This is a genomic window from Pseudomonas sp. UBA5706, assembly GCF_002419965.1.
In the GTDB taxonomy this organism is placed as follows: domain Bacteria; phylum Pseudomonadota; class Gammaproteobacteria; order Pseudomonadales; family Pseudomonadaceae; genus Aquipseudomonas.
In genome coordinates this window covers 10059-26638 of sequence record NZ_DIHC01000042.1, presented here as the reverse complement: position 1 = coordinate 26638, position 16580 = coordinate 10059, and the positions used below count along the sequence as shown (strand labels likewise).

16 protein-coding genes are annotated in these 16580 nt (G+C 61.1%); 3 read left to right on the top strand and 13 right to left on the bottom strand.

Translation table 11 applies throughout. The features are described 5' to 3' along the window. Positions 1-19 precede the first annotated feature (19 nt). Genes B3I26_RS20215 through B3I26_RS20200 form a run of 4 tightly spaced genes read right to left on the bottom strand, consistent with a single transcriptional unit; the run spans position 20 to position 2650 of the window. On the bottom strand, positions 20-1348 hold the full coding sequence (locus tag B3I26_RS20215; RefSeq protein WP_296260258.1) for a sensor histidine kinase: 1329 nt from the start codon (positions 1346-1348) through the stop codon (positions 20-22). After that, positions 1345-2013 carry a response regulator transcription factor gene (locus B3I26_RS20210; protein ID WP_296260257.1) on the bottom strand — a complete coding sequence of 223 codons (669 nt, stop codon included), beginning with the start codon at positions 2011-2013 and terminating at the stop codon, positions 1345-1347. The genes B3I26_RS20215 and B3I26_RS20210 overlap by 4 nt, the downstream gene beginning before the upstream one ends. Then, positions 2013-2342, bottom strand: coding sequence for a PepSY domain-containing protein (locus tag B3I26_RS20205; protein ID WP_409522076.1), 330 nt, complete (start codon positions 2340-2342; stop codon positions 2013-2015). Before B3I26_RS20205 ends, B3I26_RS20210 begins: the two co-directional genes overlap by 1 nt. Then, positions 2342-2650: a PepSY domain-containing protein gene (locus tag B3I26_RS20200; protein ID WP_296260256.1), complete on the bottom strand. Its 309-nt coding sequence runs from the start codon at positions 2648-2650 to the stop codon at positions 2342-2344. The genes B3I26_RS20205 and B3I26_RS20200 overlap by 1 nt, the downstream gene beginning before the upstream one ends. Before the next feature lie 177 nt (positions 2651-2827). Here B3I26_RS20200 and B3I26_RS20195 point away from each other — a divergent pair, with 177 nt between their 5' ends. Together B3I26_RS20195 and queD are read left to right on the top strand one after the other, a co-directional pair. Further along, the gene (locus B3I26_RS20195; protein WP_296260255.1) at positions 2828-3910 is read left to right on the top strand and encodes a patatin-like phospholipase family protein; all 1083 of its coding nucleotides are present in this window, start codon (positions 2828-2830) and stop codon (positions 3908-3910) included. Between the two features lie 119 nt (positions 3911-4029). Then, complete coding sequence (queD, locus tag B3I26_RS20190; RefSeq protein ID WP_296260253.1) at positions 4030-4386, top strand: 6-carboxytetrahydropterin synthase QueD; 357 nt, start codon at positions 4030-4032, stop codon at positions 4384-4386. A gap of 373 nt (positions 4387-4759) precedes the next feature. Here queD and pepN read toward each other — a convergent pair whose 3' ends face one another. From pepN to B3I26_RS20160, 6 genes are read right to left on the bottom strand one after another with little or no spacing between them, the layout of a single operon-like run. Then, positions 4760-7423 (bottom strand): aminopeptidase N, encoded by a 2664-nt coding sequence (pepN, locus tag B3I26_RS20185; protein WP_296260251.1) that lies wholly within the window; start codon positions 7421-7423, stop codon positions 4760-4762. A 52-nt stretch (positions 7424-7475) separates the two neighbouring features. Next, positions 7476-8306, bottom strand: a complete 831-nt coding sequence (locus B3I26_RS20180) for a DUF2797 domain-containing protein (protein WP_296260249.1) — start codon at positions 8304-8306, stop codon at positions 7476-7478. Then, entirely contained in the window at positions 8303-8563 is a 261-nt protein-coding gene (locus tag B3I26_RS20175) for a YeaC family protein (protein ID WP_133752037.1), read from the bottom strand. The genes B3I26_RS20180 and B3I26_RS20175 overlap by 4 nt, the downstream gene beginning before the upstream one ends. Positions 8564-8592: 29 nt before the next feature. Continuing rightward, positions 8593-9465: a rhomboid family intramembrane serine protease gene (locus B3I26_RS20170; RefSeq protein ID WP_296260247.1), complete on the bottom strand. Its 873-nt coding sequence runs from the start codon at positions 9463-9465 to the stop codon at positions 8593-8595. Then, positions 9462-10433, bottom strand: coding sequence for a metallophosphoesterase (locus B3I26_RS20165; protein WP_296260245.1), 972 nt, complete (start codon positions 10431-10433; stop codon positions 9462-9464). The genes B3I26_RS20170 and B3I26_RS20165 overlap by 4 nt, the downstream gene beginning before the upstream one ends. Further along, positions 10433-11323 (bottom strand): NAD(+) kinase, encoded by an 891-nt coding sequence (locus B3I26_RS20160; protein WP_296260244.1) that lies wholly within the window; start codon positions 11321-11323, stop codon positions 10433-10435. Before B3I26_RS20160 ends, B3I26_RS20165 begins: the two co-directional genes overlap by 1 nt. 185 nt (positions 11324-11508) lie before the next feature. Here B3I26_RS20160 and B3I26_RS20155 point away from each other — a divergent pair, with 185 nt between their 5' ends. After that, positions 11509-12456, top strand: a complete 948-nt coding sequence (locus B3I26_RS20155) for a DUF1853 family protein (RefSeq protein ID WP_296260243.1) — start codon at positions 11509-11511, stop codon at positions 12454-12456. 138 nt (positions 12457-12594) lie between these two features. Here B3I26_RS20155 and B3I26_RS20150 read toward each other — a convergent pair whose 3' ends face one another. The 3 genes from B3I26_RS20150 to B3I26_RS20140 form a co-directional block, all read right to left on the bottom strand. Next, positions 12595-13800 carry an MFS transporter gene (locus tag B3I26_RS20150; protein ID WP_296260242.1) on the bottom strand — a complete coding sequence of 402 codons (1206 nt, stop codon included), beginning with the start codon at positions 13798-13800 and terminating at the stop codon, positions 12595-12597. Positions 13801-13922: 122 nt separating this feature from the next. Further along, positions 13923-15263, bottom strand: a complete 1341-nt coding sequence (locus B3I26_RS20145; protein WP_296260241.1) for an MFS transporter — start codon at positions 15261-15263, stop codon at positions 13923-13925. Between the two features lie 213 nt (positions 15264-15476). Continuing rightward, positions 15477-16403, bottom strand: coding sequence for a 1-aminocyclopropane-1-carboxylate deaminase/D-cysteine desulfhydrase (locus B3I26_RS20140; RefSeq protein WP_296260240.1), 927 nt, complete (start codon positions 16401-16403; stop codon positions 15477-15479). Positions 16404-16580 lie beyond the last annotated feature (177 nt).

The following is a 16580-nucleotide window of genomic DNA, read 5'->3' as shown; positions in this document are numbered from 1 at the left end:
CAGTCAATCGGCCAATGAATTAGCGTGGCGCGGCCTGGCGCTCCGGCAGGTCGATACGCACCTGCAAACCGCCGCAGGGGCTGTGCAGCAGTTGAATCCGACCGCCCCACGCCTGAACGATATCCTTGACGATGCCAAGCCCCAGCCCATGACCGGTCACCTGCTCGTCAAGGCGGTTGCCACGACCCAGCACCTCGGCGCGCTGTGCGTCGGGAATGCCGGGGCCGTCATCATCGATCTGCAGGCAGTACCTCCCTGACGCCTCGATGACCGTCAGGCGCACCAGGCTATCGGCCCATTTGCAGGCGTTGTCCAGCAGGTTACCCAGCAGCTCCAGGGTGTCTTCCCGGTCCCAGGGCAAAACCAACCCCGGCACGACGTGATAGGTCAAATCCAGATGCTCGCCATGGATCATGCGCACGGTTGATAACAGGGCCGGCAGTTCGACGTCGCAATCAAAACGCACGCCCGGCAATGCTTCACCGGACAATCGCGCGCGGTTGAGCTCACGCTCCAGGCGTTGCTGGATCTGCTGCAACTGATCGCGCAGTTTGGATCGTACCTGCGGGTGCTGCTCAAGCTGTTGGCCTTCGGTGAGGCTTATCAAAACCGCCAAAGGTGTCTTCAGGGCATGGCCCAGGTTGCCCAGGGCATTGCGCGAACGTTTAAGGCTGTCTTCGGTATGCGCCAGCAGGTGATTGATCTGTGCGACCAGTGGCTCAAGCTCCAACGGCACTTGTTCATCGAGCTGCGAACGCTGGCCCTGTTGCAGCTGGAGTATCTGCTCGCGCGCCCGGTCCAGCGGGCGCAAGGCGCGGCGTACGGTGATGCGCTGCAATAGAAGGATAAGGATCAACGCCGCCAGCCCCAGGCCCAGGCCGATACGCTGCACCCGGGCGAAGCTGGCCTGCACCGGCGTGTAATCCTGAGCGACCGTGATGGAAACCGTCTGCCCGAACTTGCGGTATTCGGCATGCAGGAGCAACAGGGACTGCTTGCTCTTTTCCAGCTCCAGATCCGCGTGCAGGCCGGTGTCGTCGGGCTGTGGCAATTCAAGGTCCCACAACGACCGCGACCGCCAATGGCCGCCATCGAAATCGATACGAAAATAACGCCCCGAGTATGGCCGTTGATAGCCTGGGGCCAATCGCTGCTCGTCCAGCTGCAGGCCGTCGGGACCACGGACGATGGCGATCAACAGCAATTCGGCGTCGTTGCGCAGCCCGGACTCCAGATAGCGCTGCAGCCCGACCTCGAACAGCCACAGACTGACCTGCGCCAGCACCAGCCCGACGATCAGCAACACACTGATCAGGCCCAGGCTCAGCCTTCGCTGGATCGACCTCACCCGCCGCTCCCGCCGAACCGATAGCCTTGGCCGCGTCGCGTCTGGACCACGGCGCGGCCCAGCTTTCGCCGCAAATGATTGACGTGCACTTCGATCACATTGGAGTCGCGCTCGTTTTCACCATCATACAAATGCTCGGCCAGATGGCTCTTGGAGAGAATCTGCTCGGGGTGCAGCATGAAATAGCGCAGCAGACGAAACTCGGCGGCAGTGAGCTGAATGTCTTCGCCGTCACGGTTCACGCATTGACGGCCCTCATCCAGATGCAGTCCCGCCACCTCCAGCCTCGGCTGATTGGCCAGCCCGCGAGCCCGGCGTAGCAGCGCCTGAATCCGCAGTTGCAGTTCTTCGGGGTGAAAGGGTTTGGTCAGGTAATCATCGGCACCGGCCTTGAGCCCCTCGATCCGTTCGGCCCAGGAGCCGCGGGCGGTCAGGATCAGCACCGGCGTCGACAGACCTGCGGTGCGCCATTGCTGCAGGACATCGAGCCCCGGCAGACCGGGCAACCCCAGGTCGAGCACGATCAGATCGTAGGGTTCGCTCGCCCCTTGATGGATCGCGTCACGCCCGTCCGCCAGCCAATCCACGGCATAACCCTGGCGACTGAGCGCGCTAATCAGTTCGTCGGCCAGAGGCACGTTGTCTTCAACCAGTAACAGGCGCATCAATCATCTTCCTTGTCTTCGAGCAGACGACTGGTGCGGGCGTCGAATTTCAGCTCGCGCACCACGTGGTCCGAGGTCAATAGCTCGATTTCGTAGACCAGCACCTCGTGCTTTTCCTCCAGCTCTGCTTCGAGCAGTTTCGAGCCCGGATAACGCCCCAACGCCTGCTCGATGAACTGCTCAAGCGGCAGAATCACGCCCTGCTGGCGCAGCCTGAGCGCTTCATCCTGATTCAGGTCCCGCGCCGTACACACCGTGCACGCCATGACGACGCAGGTGGTCAGCAGGCAGTAAGCGAAACGTTCAGAGGGACGTTTACCGGCGGTCATCAGGTATCCTGATGATCTTTGAGGATCTGGCCATTGGTGGCATCGAACTCGACGTCCCACTCGACGCCTTTGGCATCGCGCAGTTCGACCTGATAAACGTATTTGCCATATTCCTGTTCCAGTTCAGTTTCGGTCACCGTTGCGCCCGGGTGCTTGGCCAGCGCCGCGGCATTAAGCTTTTCGAAAGACTGAATAATACCCGCATCTCGCAGCCTGAGCGCCTCATCCGGTCCCAGATCCTTGGCCTGTGCGTAACCGGCAGTGAGTACGAAGGCGCTGGCAGCGATGAGGGCAGTAAAGGTTTTCATGGTGACTCTCCGTTGTGGTCGTCTCGTTGACGGAAGTCACCCTAACCAATCGACCTTAATTGAAGCTGAAACGAGCCTCAACGCTCGCGGCCCCATGGCCTCATGTTTGGCGGGGACCGCACTTTCCCATCGCTCGCCAGTGGATATAATCCGCCTTCGTTCACCCCAGGAGCCTCTATGAGCGCCATTCACATCAAGACGCCCGCGCTGACGATCAAGGCCGGCAAACGTGCAATGGCCCGGATCCGCGAGCAAGGCTTGGCTGCGGCAGACGTCGGCATCATTCCCGGTGCCGCGGGCGGTCCCAAGGCGCTGGGCATCCAGGGTCTGGACCTGGCCCTGTTCGGAGAATGGCTGCCGCGCTTCGAGCGCCAACGCTCGCTGATCGGCGCGTCCATCGGCTCCTGGCGGTTTGCCAGTGCTTGCCTGCCCGACCCCGTGGCCGGCATCGAACGGCTGGGCATGCTCTACAACGAGCAACGTTTCGCCAGAGGCGTGACCATGGCCGAGGTCAGCAGCAGCTGCGTGAAGATGCTCGATGACCTGTTACAGGACCGCGATGCCAGCGTGTTGAGCAACCCGCATTACCGTCTCAACATCATGATCGTCAAAAGCCATGGGCTGCTGGCGCTGGACCATCGCGGCAGCCTGGGGCTGGGCCTGGGCTCGGTGATTGCCAACAACCTGCTGGGGCGTGCACGGTTGTCGCGGCATTTCGAGCGCCTGATCATGCACGACTCGCGATTGGCCCCGCCGCTTCTGGAATTGACGGACTTTCCGTCCCGCAGCCTGCACCTCGATACTTCCAACTTGCGTCAGGCGCTGCTGGCCTCGGGGTCGATTCCGATGGTGATGCAAGGCGTGATGCACATTCCAGGTGTCGGGCCGGGTACGTTTCGCGACGGTGGACTGCTGGACTATCACCTGGACCTGCCCTACAGCGGCAGCGACATCGTGTTGTATCCGCATTTCACCGACAAAATCATCCCCGGCTGGTTCGATAAGACCCTGCCGTGGCGGCGCGGCGATCTCGGTCGTTTGCAGGATGTCGTGCTGCTGGCGCCGTCTCGCGAATACCTGGCGAGCCTGCCCTTTGGCAAGCTGCCGGACCGCAACGACTTCAAGCGTTTAGTCGGCAACGATCAGCAGCGTCAGCGGTATTGGCGAACCGCCATGGAACAGAGCCGACGGTTGGGCGATGAGTTTATCGATCTGGTGGACAGTGGACGTTTAGCCGCAAGGCTTGAAGCGCTGGCTTGAAACGGACTGACTTAACCTGGTGATCAGGCCTCGCCTGTCCCTGGGCAAACCATTGCTGGTAAACTCGCCACCTGCATTTTTCGCTCAGGCGACCGCCCCTCTTCAAGGCTCTCAATACCGTGGAAATCTTCAAGGAATTTACATTCGAATCCGCCCATCGCCTCCCCCATGTACCGCAAGGCCACAAGTGCGGGCGTCTGCACGGGCACTCCTTCCGGGTCGCGATTTATCTGCAAGGCGAACCCGATCCGCATACCGGCTGGATTCGCGACTTCTCAGAGATCAAAACCCTCTTCAAGCCGCTCTACGAGCGTCTGGACCATAACTACCTCAACGACATTCCGGGCCTTGAAAACCCGACCAGCGAAGTGTTGGTGAAGTGGATCTGGAACGAGTTAAAACCGCTGCTGCCAGAGCTGTCAGCTATTCGCATTCATGAAACCTGCACCAGTGGCTGCGTATATCGCGGCGACTGATAGGCTGCGCATCGAACGCGTCTTTGCGCGAGGCGTGCATCCCTGCTTTTGCTCTTCTTGCACGCAAGCCCAAGCAATACAAATCGCGATGTGGGTGCGGACCGAAGGCAGGTGGCGCTTCGTTGCCTGAGCGCGGGTGCTCGGATGAAGGGGGTGCTCGATCAGGAATAAGCACTTGGTTACTTGGGGCTGGGGCGGTATTACGGCGTGTGCAAGTAACTCGACGGCGTGGAAGCAGTTCGGGCGTTAAAACGGATAATAATTCGCGCCGACACGGATAACCGATGCACCACAATCGCGCTGTATTAAAACCCACGACAGAAAAAGGGCCACCCGAATACTCCGGGCGGCCCTCCTCCTCAAACGCCTGAGATCAAGCCAGGCTTTTGCTCACCACCTCAAACACATCCGGGGACAACTGCCCCGACGCCCGAATGCGTTCCAGCTCGCCCTTCATCAACGCCTGACGTTTGTCGTCATACTTGCGCCAGCGAGTCAGCGGTGCCAACTGGCGGGAAGCGATCTGCGGGTTAAACCCGTTCAACTCGATCACCAGATCCGCCAGGAAGCGATACCCCGAACCGTCCGCCGCGTGGAAGTTAATCAGGTTCTGCCCCGCAAACGCGCCGATCAACGCGCGCACCTTGTTCGGATTCTTCATCGTGAACGCCGGATGTTGCATCAGCGCTTTCACCCGCTCCAGCCCGCCCGGCAACGTACTGCCAGCCTGAACGCTGAACCACTGATCCATGACCAGGGCGTTGTCCTTGAAGTTCTCGGCGAACACTGCCAGCGCTTTGGCTTTCTCGTCTTCGAACGGCGAGTTGACCAGCACCGCCAGCGCGGTCAGACGCTCGGTCATGTTGTCGGTGTTGTCGAACTGCTCGATGGCAGCGTTCAACACCTGCGGTTTGCCGGTCAACATCAGGTAGGACAGTGCAATGTTCTGCAACGCGCGGCGCGCAAAGTGCTCGGACTCGGCCACGTACGCGGTCTTCTTCGACAGCTCGCGGTTGGTCTGATAACGCTTCCACAGCACGTCATTCAGGCTGTTGGCCAATTGCAGACGCGCGAACTCGCGGGCGGCGTGAATAGCATCGACATCGGCCACTTCGCTGATTTCGATGAGATAGGCCTCGCCCGGCAGCGAGAGCATTTCCGCAACCATGGCCTGATCCAGACGCTCGTCGGCCAATACCGCGGCCAGCGCCGTTACAAGACGCTGATCCAGCACCAGCGGCTCGCCTTGCTGATGCTGAGCGATCAGCTCCTGCAACACCTGAACCGACAATTGCTGACCGGCATCCCAGCGATTGAAGCCATCGCTGTCGTGCTGCATCAGGAACATCAATTGATCGCGGTTGTATGGAAAGCTCAGCTTCACCGGCGCCGAGAAGCCACGCAGCAAAGAGGGCAGCGGTTGCTCGGCAATGTCTACGAAGGTGAATGTCTGCTCGGCTTCGGTCACCGCGATCACCCGCGATGTCCCCGATGCCGAGGACTCGCCCGACAGACGCAGGGCGATTTCCTGACCTTGCTTGTCCAGCAGGCCAAGCGACACCGGAATGACGAACGGCTTTTTCTCATCCCCTGGCTGCCCCGGGGTGCTCGGCGCACTCTGGCGGAAGGTCAGGCTATAGGTTTTGCCCGCTGCATCGTAAGCCTCGGTCACCGCCAGACGTGGAGTGCCGGCTTGCGAATACCAGCGCTTGAACTGGGTCAGGTCAATGCCATTGGCATCTTCCATGGCCTTGACGAAGTCGTCGCAGGTTACGGCCTGACCGTCGTGGCGTTCGAAATACAGATCGCTGCCTTTGCGGAAACCCTCGGCGCCCAGCAGGGTGTGGATCATGCCGACGACTTCCGAGCCCTTTTCGTACACGGTCAGGGTGTAGAAGTTGGAAATCTCGATGAAACTGTCCGGGCGCACGGCGTGCGCCATGGGACCGGCGTCTTCGGCGAACTGATGAGTGCGCAGATAGGCGACGTCCTGGATACGCTTGACCGTGGCCGAATTCATGTCGGCCGAGAAGCCGGAATCACGGAATACGGTAAAGCCTTCCTTGAGCGACAGCTGGAACCAGTCTCGGCAGGTCACGCGGTTGCCCGACCAGTTGTGGAAGTACTCGTGGGCAACGATGGCCTCGACCCGCTGGTGCGCGGCGTCGGTCGCAGTTTCGGCGCGAGCCAGCACGGCGCTGGAGTTGAAGATGTTCAGGCCCTTGTTTTCCATGGCGCCCATGTTGAAGTCATTGACCGCCACGATCATGAAGATGTCCAGATCGTACTCGCGACCATAGACCTCTTCGTCCCAGCGCATGGACTTCTTCAGGCTGTCCATGGCGTGTTGGCATTTGTCGATGTTTTCTGGCTCGACGAAGATGCGCAAGGTCACCTTGCGCTCGGTCATGGTGACGAAGGTGTCTTCGACGCACCACAGATCACCGGCCACCAGTGCGAACAGGTAGGCGGGCTTCTTGAACGGGTCTTTCCAGGTCACCCAGTGGCGATCATCGCCTTCCGGGCCGAGGTCGATCAGGTTGCCGTTGGACAGCAGAATCGGGAAGTCCTGCTGGCTGGCAATGACCGTAGTCGTGAACGTGCTCATCACGTCCGGGCGATCGAGATAATAGGTGATCTTGCGAAAGCCTTCGGCCTCGCACTGGGTGCAGAACATGCCGCTGGACTTGTAGAGCCCTTCCAGCGCGGTGTTGGTTTCCGGGTGGATCTTCACGCTGGTGTCCAGGGTGAACGTCTCGGAGGCCGGCTGGACGGTGAGGCTATCTGGGGTCAACTCGTAGTCGCCCGGTGCCAGATCGACGTCAGCCAGCTTGACCGACTGCAGTTCCAGCAACTGGCCATCCAGCACCAATGGCGGCAGGCCTGCACCGCGCTCAGGATTGCGACGCATGACCAGTTGCGCGTGGACCAGGGTGTGATCGTCGAACAATTCAAAGGTCAGGTGCGTCTCGTCAATAAGGTACTCAGGCGCCTGATAATCCTTCAGGTAGATCATTTTCGGCTGTTCGGTGCGCATGGTTCTGTCCTTATGCGTGTGAGCTGCTAGCTACTGAATACACGGGTACTGGCTAGTGATGCACAGCGAGCTGATACGCCGTGTATTTGCGGATGTTGATCACGCCGGTGTCGAAGATCAGGTATTGACCCTTGATGCCCAGCAACGTGCCCTCGGCGATGGGGTTCTTGTCCAGATTGAAGCTGACGATCTTGGTCGGATACGCCTCGACCGGATAGTTGATCTGGACCAGATCGACATCGTTGAGCAGTTGAATGGCCTGCAAACCGAAACGCGCTTGCAGTCCGGCCAAGCCCTCGGCGCAGGACTCGAACAGTTGCTGACGAATGGCAGCCAGGTCAACCGTAGGGGCATCGCCCTTGAGCAGCGCGCGCCAGTTGGTACGGTCAGCGACCTGGCTGCGAAACAGATCTTCGACGAAACCGGACTGCTGGCGCGTCGCTACGCGCACGATTGGCAGCGCCTGGCTGGCGCCCTGATCCAGCCAACGGGTGGGTAACTGGGTAGAGCGCGTGATACCGACTTTCACGCCCGACGAATTGGCCAGGTAGACCACGTGGTCGGTCATGCAGAATTGCTCGCCCCATGACGGATCTCGGCAGGTGCCATGCTCGTGATGGCACCTCTCCGGGCTCATGATGCAGATGTCACACTGCGCCAGCTTCTGCATGCAGGGGTAGCAGTAGCCCTGGCTGAAGCTGGTCTTGGTACGGCGGCCGCAATGGTTGCAGTGAATCGCGCCCAGGTACTCAAGGCGTACAGTCTTGCCGATCAGCGGATTGACCGGGATTTGCGAATCGCCCAGGCGAAATGCATATTCGACCCGCGTGGCATCAAGCCGCGTGGACATCTTGTTGACGGAGCCGCGAGCGATCTCGATCAATGGATGGCATCCGATTTGAACAGGATGTTGGGTACTGGCTCCGATTTGGAAGCGCACTCCTGCGGGCCCATGTAGCCAATGCGTTGTTCCTCGGGCACGTTACGCACTTCCCAGGCAATCAGCGCCTGCAGCGACAGTTCGCGTTGCTCCTGAGTCAACTTGCGCCCATCAGACCATTTGCCGATTTCCACGGCCAGTTTCAGGCTCTCGTAGATGTCCGGGGTGATGTTTTCAATCATTTCGACAAAAGAGGACATTGGGCTCTCCCAGAATTAAGCGGGCAATTTTAATGTTTACGGCGCGCTATTGCACCGCCCACAAGACCTGTCACACAGCCGATGATCAGGCCGCCGACGTGAGCGCCATTGGCGATTTCGCCGAAACCCAGCAGGCTGATCAGACCGGTCATGCAAAGCACCAGCCAGCCCAGCATCATCACCAGTACGCCGCGTGGCAGACGGTAAATGGGGTTGGGCGCCAGCAACTGGAAGATCCAGCAATGACCGAGCAAACCATAGAGCACCCCGGACAGGCCGCCGAACAGGCTCGGGCCGCTCCAGAAATACTGCCCATAGTTGGAAAATGCGCTGATTGCCAGGGTCAAACCCAGTAATTGCCAACTGCCCTGGCGCACTTCGATACGCCGCCCCAGCTCCCAGAACCACAAGGCGTTCATCACCAGATGCAGCACACCGAAGTGGATCAGCATCGGCGAAATCACGCGCCACCACTGTCCCGCTGCCAGAGTCGTCTCGACCGGGGTGAACATGACGTAATCGCCATTGACCCGGAAATCGTTGAAAGTCAGCCAGCTCAACGCATCGAAATTATCGCCCAGCAGGGTCACGCCCGCGACGATCGCACACAGCAACAGGACGATGCTGGTCACCGGACTGCTGCGCACCTGCACCAGGGGGCTGGGACGCGTCGCGGCGACCACTTCGCGGCCCGGGGGCAGTTGCACGGTGGGGTCACCCTGAGGGTATTGCTGATACAGCTTGCGGATGTCATCGGCCAATTGTGGCGCGTCCGGCACCCACAGCACTTGCTCGCCCGCTTCTTCGCTGACCCGATGCGGCACGTTGAGCCGTTGCAACAATTCAACGAAACCACTGAGGTTGGTGCTCAGCGGCAGGCGCAATACGGCAACCGGGTTCATCGGGCAGTCTCCGGTCGAGTGACCTCGACCCAGACAAACTTGTCCGGGTCTATTCGGGTTTCCTGGTCGAGCCGGTAGGCCACCAGCTTGCCGTACAGCACGGCGCTGTAATCCAGGCAGGCAAGGTTGGGGCGGATCGCAGCGGGGATGCCACTGCGCCAATAATGGCCGACGAACAGCAGCGGCTCATCGGCGCCGTAGCGCAGCAAGGCGTTTTTCTCGCTGTCGGACAGTGGCCGTTTGGCCACTGGCTCAGGCAAGGCGTCAGGCTGGAAGACGACGTCGCCGTAGGTCTGCGGATTGTCTTCCCAGAATTTGGTGCGGAACGACGCCCGCGTCAGCCCGTCGCCGCCGGTCAGCGTCATGCCGTGAGGCAGGCGCATGTCGGTGCCGCGCAGCAGCCTGTCGAACACGGCACTGGCGAAACTGCCGTGCACCGCCGAGGCCTGGACGAAATGCTGGTCGATCCGGCCATCGCCATGGGCGCTGCGCAGGGCTTTGATGAGGCTGGCGTCCCAACAAGCATGCACCAGCCGGAAGCGCTCGGCGTCGATGAACAGCGGCAGCTCATAGAACCACTTGAGGAAGTCGTTCCAGTCCCCGGGATGCTGCTCGAACTGCGCCAGGGTTTCGCCCAAAAGCCGCGCATGGCGTGGGGTGTGCTCGCGCACGAACTGCTTGCCGCTATCTGGCGTTGCTGGCGTGCTCCAGCCCAGGGCATTGAACTCATGATTGCCCATGAGGCAGAACGCCTGCCCGGCCACGACCATGTCGTGAACGATGTGCAGCGCCTCGCGAATGCGCGGGCCACGGTCAATGATGTCGCCTAAAAACAGGGCGATGCGTTCAGGGTGGCGCCACACGCCGGCCTCAAAGCGATAACCAAGGGTGTCGAGCAAGTGCTCAAGGGTCTGGGCACACCCGTGCACGTCACCGATCAGATCGTAGCTACGCGCAGGATCGAGCATCAGTCGCCCCTACCGCCAAGCCGACTGCCCCAACCGAGTTTGGTCCGGCAGACTTCGTAATAGTTGTGGTCAAGCGGGTGAATCAAACGCAGCTTCTGCGGTTTCTTTTTCACGGTCACGGTGTCACCCGGCGCGCAGGTGAAGTGGTTTTGTCCATCGCAGGAGACCTGTGGGTAAATCGTCATGTCCTTTGAGACAACGATTTTCAGCTCACTGTTGCCATCGACGACAATCGGCCGACCGGACAACGTGTGCGGGTACATCGGCACGATGACGATGGCGTCAAGCTTTGGGTGCATGATCGGGCCGCCTGCCGAAAGCGCATAAGCGGTAGAACCGGTGGGCGTGGCGACAATCAGGCCGTCGGCCTTCTGGCTGCAGACGAACTGGCCATCGATGTAAATTTCGAATTCGATCATGCGCGTGGATTTGCCGGGGTGCAGCACCACGTCGTTGAGCGCATCGCCCTGACCGATGGCTTCGCCGTGGCGACGGACTTCGGCCTGCAGCAGGAAGCGGTTTTCCACCAGATAGTGGCCGTCCAGCACCTCGGCGACCTTCACTTCCAGCTCGTCGGGGCGAATGTCGGTGAGAAAGCCCAGGCTGCCACGGTTGATCCCCAGCACCGGCACGTTGTGCTTGGCCAGCGCGCGGGCGGCACCCAACAGGCTGCCATCGCCGCCGACGACGATGACCATATCGCAGACTTCCCCCAGCATCTTGCGCGAAGAGGTCTGCATGCCGTGGCCAGGCAACACTTCGGCAATGGTGTCTTCGAGGATCACATGCAGATGCCGCGATATCAGGAATTTCTTGAGTCGGCGAACGGTCTCGAGCGCTTGAGTACTGCCAAGGCGACCAATGATGCCGATGTTACGAAATTGCTCCATGGGGCTCCCGCAGGGTTGATGCATGTAAAGAACGCGATTATGGGCGAAGGGGTCGATAGCGGCAAATTGCGTGCACTCGCGCCTCGGCAAGCAGACCCTGCCGCCCCCCCAGATCGCGATCAACGGCAGGCGGACAGCTGCAGCGGATTTGCCTTCGCGTCTGGCCGCCCTGCTATCCTCAGCCAATGACTCTATTTCCAACCCTCAGCGCCCTGCCCCGTGAACTGCACACGCCCGCCGTGCGCGACCTGGCATGGGCGATTCTTTCGCCGCCGATGCTGGCGCTGAGCGCGTGGCCGCAACGCCATCCCTTAAGCGGCAGCGACTGGGTGCATCACCCCCAGGCCCTGGAAAACGTGCTGCGCGATCTGGACCGTGACAGCCGCACGCTGGACCAATGGCTTGCCCGCAACTCGACCCGGCGCCTGGGTCTTTATTACGAACGTCTCTGGCAGTTCGCGATCGACCAGGCACCGGGGGTTAAGATGCTCGCTGCCAATCTGCCGATCCGTATCGACGGTCACACATTGGGTGAACTGGACCTGCTGCTGCAAGACGGCGATGGCGTGCACCACGTGGAACTGGCGATCAAGTTCTACCTCGGCCCGCAGGACGCTGACGGCCAGGACCCGGCAAACTGGCTGGGTCCGGGCAGCCATGACCGGCTGGACCTAAAACTGGCTCACCTCACTGAGCATCAATTGCCGATCTCGGCGCGCAAGGAAAGCCGTCTGGCGCTGGCGGCGCTGGGCATCGAATCTGTACAGGCCAAGTTATGGCTGGGCGGTTACCTGCTCTATCCCTGGCCCGGCCCCGCAGAATCTCCACAGGGCGTGAATCACGACCACCTGCGCGGGCGCTGGGTCCATCAAAAGGACTGGCCAGCCTTCGGCGCACACTGTCCCGAAGGCCGCTGGCAAGTGCTGCCGCGCCACGCCTGGCTGGGGCCGGCACGCTATGAACAGCCTCTGCGACACGATGAGTTCAGCGCGTGGCTGACGCAGCTCGAGCCGTCGGCACAGGCACAACTGCTGGTGCGACTGAGCCAAAGCGAAGAAGGGCATTGGCAGGAAGAAGAACGTGTATTTCTGGTCTCGGACCTGTGGCCGGCCTTCGCCGAATCCACGGGCTAACACGCTCACAGCCAACGTTTGTAACGATCCACGGAATCGAAAGCGCTGCGGTATCCGCAGCATGAAAGATGCGCAGTTGCCGACCCTGGCCGATGCCCAGGCTGACAGTCACAGGCTCGATCAATCCTGCCGCCGGTGTCAACCTTTGGTTGCTGGAAGCAGTACCGCCAGGATCCCCAACAGCGGCAGGAACGAGCACAGCGTATAGACATAGACGATGCCGTGAAGGTCTGCCAGGTGCCCCAACAAGGCTGCGCCGATCCCGCCGAAGCCGAACATCAGACCGAAAAAGATCCCGGCGATCATGCCCACGTTGCCCGGTACCAGTTCCTGGGCATAGACCACAATCGCGGAAAACGCCGAAGCCAGGATAAAGCCGATGATCACGCTGAGCACGCTGGTCCAGAACAGGTCGGCGTAAGGCAGCGCCAGGGTGAACGGCGCCGCACCCAGGATCGAGAACCAGATAACCGCCTTGCGCCCGATCCTGTCGCCGATTGGACCACCGAAGAAAGTCCCCGCCGCCACCGCACCAAGGAAAAGAAACAGGTGCAGCTGGGAGCTGGCAACCGAAATAGCGAAGCGCTCGATCAGGTAGAAGGTGAAGTAACTGGTGATGCTGGTCATGTAGAAAAACTTGGAAAACACCAGAAACGCCAGCACCGACAGTGCAACGATGACACGGGTCTTCGACAGGCCGTGGGTTGCGGCGTGGCCAGCCTTGAGCTTGAACAGGCTCAGGTGCGATGTGTACCAACGGCTGATGGCGTACAGCAGGCCGACGGAAAACAGCGCGAACAACCCGAAATACGCGACATGGCCCTGGCCGAACGGAATGATGATCGCCGCCGCGAGCAATGGGCCGAATGCCGACCCCGTGTTGCCACCGACCTGGAAGGTCGATTGCGCCAGCCCGTAACGCCCGCCCGAAGCCAGCCGGGCGATGCGTGAGGCTTCAGGGTGGAAGGTCGAGGAGCCGACGCCAATCAGCGCCGACGCCAGCAGAATCATCGGAAAACTGCTTACCGTGGACAGCATCAGGATACCGATCAGGGTGCAAATCGAACCCAGCGGCAGCACTCGCGGATTGGGATGGCGATCGGTGTAATAACCCACCCAGGGCTGCAACAGCGAAGCGGTGATCTGGAACGTCAGGGTAATCAGGCCGACCTGAGTGAAGGTCAGGCCGTAGTTGGCCTTGAGCATCGGGTAGATCGACGGCAATACCGACTGGATAAGGTCGTTGATCAGGTGCGCCAGGGCCACTGCACCGATGATGCGCATGACTAACGGGCTGGATTGCGCGGTGGCAGAAGTCGCAGTCGAAGCGCTGGTGGCGGCCATTTGAGTTCATCCATCGAACGATTCATGTGCCGGGCGCATTTAAGTGCAGAAGACATCTGCGGCACATTGGGGTCGCCAATGTGCCATTTTTTGGGGCGCGGACGCCACGTTTTGTTGCGCAATCAGGCGGCGGACTGCATTGCCGAATGCCGCCCCAATGAGCCATCCGCTTCATGCAACGACACCTTCGAGGTCTCCGGCAACGCCAGCCCGCCCACCAGGCCCAGCACCGCGACCACGATCAGGTAGAACGCAGGTGCCAGGTTGCTGCCGGTCATGCCGATCAGCCAGGTCGCCATCAGCGGCGCGGTACCGCCGAAGAGGGTGTAGGCGATGTTGTAGGTAATCGCCGAGGCGGTGTAACGGGTACGTGTAGGAAAGGTTTCGGACAACAACGCCGCAGTGACCACGTTACACAACACCGCCCCGGTGGCCAGCAGCATCACGCCGACAATCGAACCTGCGAACGAGCCGGAGCTGGCCATCAGGAACGATGGATACACCATCACCGCCAGCAGGACACAAGCTGTTGCCACGGTCGCCCGCCGCCCGACCTTATCGGAAAACGCCCCGGCCACCGGGCACAGCGCAGACGCGAACAGCAACGCGATCAGCGATACCAGCAGGGCCGTCGCCCGACTCAAGCCACCGGCCACCTGCAGGTACGTCGCGAAGTACGTGGTGAACATGTAAAACGACAGCGCCGTCAGCGAGATGAACGCGCCCAGTGCGCAAATGGCACCGCCATGGTTGCGCAGGGTTTCCTTGAGTGGCGAGTGGGCGACTGCGTGCTCCTCGGCGACCGCCTGGAACGCCGGGGTTTCGTCCAGCTTCCAGCGCAGATACAGCCCGACCAGCCCGAGCGGCGCGGCGATTAGAAACGGCAGGCGCCAGCCCCAACTGTTCATGGCCTCGGTGGTCAGCGCAACCTCCAGCGTGTAGGCACAGATAGCCGCCGAGGCAAACGCGGCAAAGGTCGACACCGGCACGAAGCTGCCATACCAGGCGCGCTTGCCCCGTGGCGCGTGTTCCATCAGGTAGGCGCAGGCCCCGGCGTATTCGCCGCCGGCGGAGAAACCCTGGGCGCAACGAATGATGGTCAGCAGGACCGGCGCGGTCACGCCGATGGCTGCATAAGTGGGCAGCAACCCGATGACGGTGGTCGCCCCGGCCATCAGCAGGAGGGTGAAGGCCAGCGTGCGCTTGCGTCCGATCCTGTCACCGAGCATGCCGAAGAACACCCCACCCAAGGGGCGAAAGGCGAAGGCCACCGCGAACACCGCGAAGGTCTTGAGCAACGCTACGCTGGCATCGCCGCTGGGAAAGAATTGCTGGGCGATGGTGGTGGCGAGAAATCCATAAACGGCGAAATCGAACCATTCGACGAAGTTGCCAATGCTGGCCGCGACCACGACTTTTCTCAAAGTGGCAGGATCGACCTGCTCGATGGCTGGAGAGATCATGTTGAACCTCGGCGCGCTCGAAAGATTCGATTATCGGTACAGAAGCTGAGGCGCCTGACTCCAGAAGTGTCGTCAACGTGCCCAGAACCGACCTGTCGAGGTGTCTAATCCGCAGGATTCGTGCCAGGGGTAATCCCGATGAATGCACGCGGTAGCGGCACGGCTTGCCAACGATAGCGTTTTTAAGGACGCCACCGCCGGCAGGCCATGCTGCTACAGCGGCCTTGGTAAACGGTGCATCGCACGCTGACCTTGCAGGCCGCCGGTGTGCACGAAGAGCAGCCGCGAGCCTTTGGCAAACCTGCCGGCCTCGACAGCCTGTCGCAGCGCCAGCAACGCCTTGCCGGTATAAAGCGGCTCCAGGGGGACGCCGCTCTCCTCTTCGCACTCGGTGATGAACGCCAGCAGTCGGGCATCGGTTTTGGCGAAGCCGCCACGGCTGGCGTCGATGAGTTCGTATCGCCTCTCAGCGCCGGCGCCCAGGATATCGCGTACGTTCTCGGCCGCCCCATGTCCCTCAGGCACCGCCATCGCCCCATACACCTTGCGCCGCCCCGCTTCGGCCAGCACCAACCCGGCCAGTGTGGTGCCGGTGCCGCAGGCCAGCCACCAGCCGTGATAGTCGTCCCAACCCATTTCAGCGAGTCGGGCGCAGGCCTGATCCACGATCTCGCCACACCCCAACGCGCCGTCCAGCCCGCCGCCACCCTCGGGCACCGGATACAGGTGGGGATAACGCTCACGCCACGGCAGCCAGAACCCGATTTCATGCCGCGCGCGATAACCGGCGTACCCCAGCCAGTGCAGTTGCATGCCGAATGCCTCCAGGTCCTGCACGGTTGGGGTTTGCGCAGGATGACCACGCAACAGCCCGACCGTGGAAAAGCTAAAGCGCCTGCCCGCCGCCGCCAGCGCATGAAGGTGATTGGAATGCGCGCCACCCGGGCTGATCACGCCTTCTGCACCCGCTTTTTTGGCGGCGGCAAGATGATGGGTGAGCTTGAACCATTTATTGCCGCTGATCAGCGGGTCGATCAGGTCCAGGCGCAGGACAGCGACCTCGACGCCGGCAGCGTCGAGCCAGTGCAGGTGGAGGGGTTGGAGCGGGGCTTGGGGCAGTAAAGCCAAACGGGAGATCATAACAATCGGTCGATTTGCGCACGGTGCCAAAGTCTAGCATCGTCGCATATGGCCGGAAGCCGTAGGACCCTGGCTTGCCAGCGATCTGCCGGGAACCGACAGTCAAACCGGGCACCTCGTTGCAACAGACAGACCGCGTGCAATGGGTTTGCTGCTGCTTCGCAGCAGATCGTCAGC

Coding starts and splice junctions, on each gene's coding strand:
- B3I26_RS20140 (WP_296260240.1), bottom strand. CDS start 16,403: ATGATCTCCCGTTTGGCTTTACTGCCCCAAGCCCCGCTCCAACCCCTC.
- B3I26_RS20210 (WP_296260257.1), bottom strand. CDS start 2,013: ATGCGCCTGTTACTGGTTGAAGACAACGTGCCTCTGGCCGACGAACTG.
- B3I26_RS20170 (WP_296260247.1), bottom strand. CDS start 9,465: ATGAACCCGGTTGCCGTATTGCGCCTGCCGCTGAGCACCAACCTCAGT.
- B3I26_RS20175 (WP_133752037.1), bottom strand. CDS start 8,563: ATGTCCTCTTTTGTCGAAATGATTGAAAACATCACCCCGGACATCTAC.
- B3I26_RS20155 (WP_296260243.1), top strand. CDS start 11,509: ATGACTCTATTTCCAACCCTCAGCGCCCTGCCCCGTGAACTGCACACG.
- B3I26_RS20150 (WP_296260242.1), bottom strand. CDS start 13,800: ATGGCCGCCACCAGCGCTTCGACTGCGACTTCTGCCACCGCGCAATCC.
- B3I26_RS20205 (WP_409522076.1), bottom strand. CDS start 2,342: ATGACCGCCGGTAAACGTCCCTCTGAACGTTTCGCTTACTGCCTGCTG.
- B3I26_RS20165 (WP_296260245.1), bottom strand. CDS start 10,433: ATGCTCGATCCTGCGCGTAGCTACGATCTGATCGGTGACGTGCACGGG.
- B3I26_RS20195 (WP_296260255.1), top strand. CDS start 2,828: ATGAGCGCCATTCACATCAAGACGCCCGCGCTGACGATCAAGGCCGGC.
- B3I26_RS20145 (WP_296260241.1), bottom strand. CDS start 15,263: ATGATCTCTCCAGCCATCGAGCAGGTCGATCCTGCCACTTTGAGAAAA.
- B3I26_RS20200 (WP_296260256.1), bottom strand. CDS start 2,650: ATGAAAACCTTTACTGCCCTCATCGCTGCCAGCGCCTTCGTACTCACT.
- pepN (WP_296260251.1), bottom strand. CDS start 7,423: ATGCGCACCGAACAGCCGAAAATGATCTACCTGAAGGATTATCAGGCG.
- B3I26_RS20160 (WP_296260244.1), bottom strand. CDS start 11,323: ATGGAGCAATTTCGTAACATCGGCATCATTGGTCGCCTTGGCAGTACT.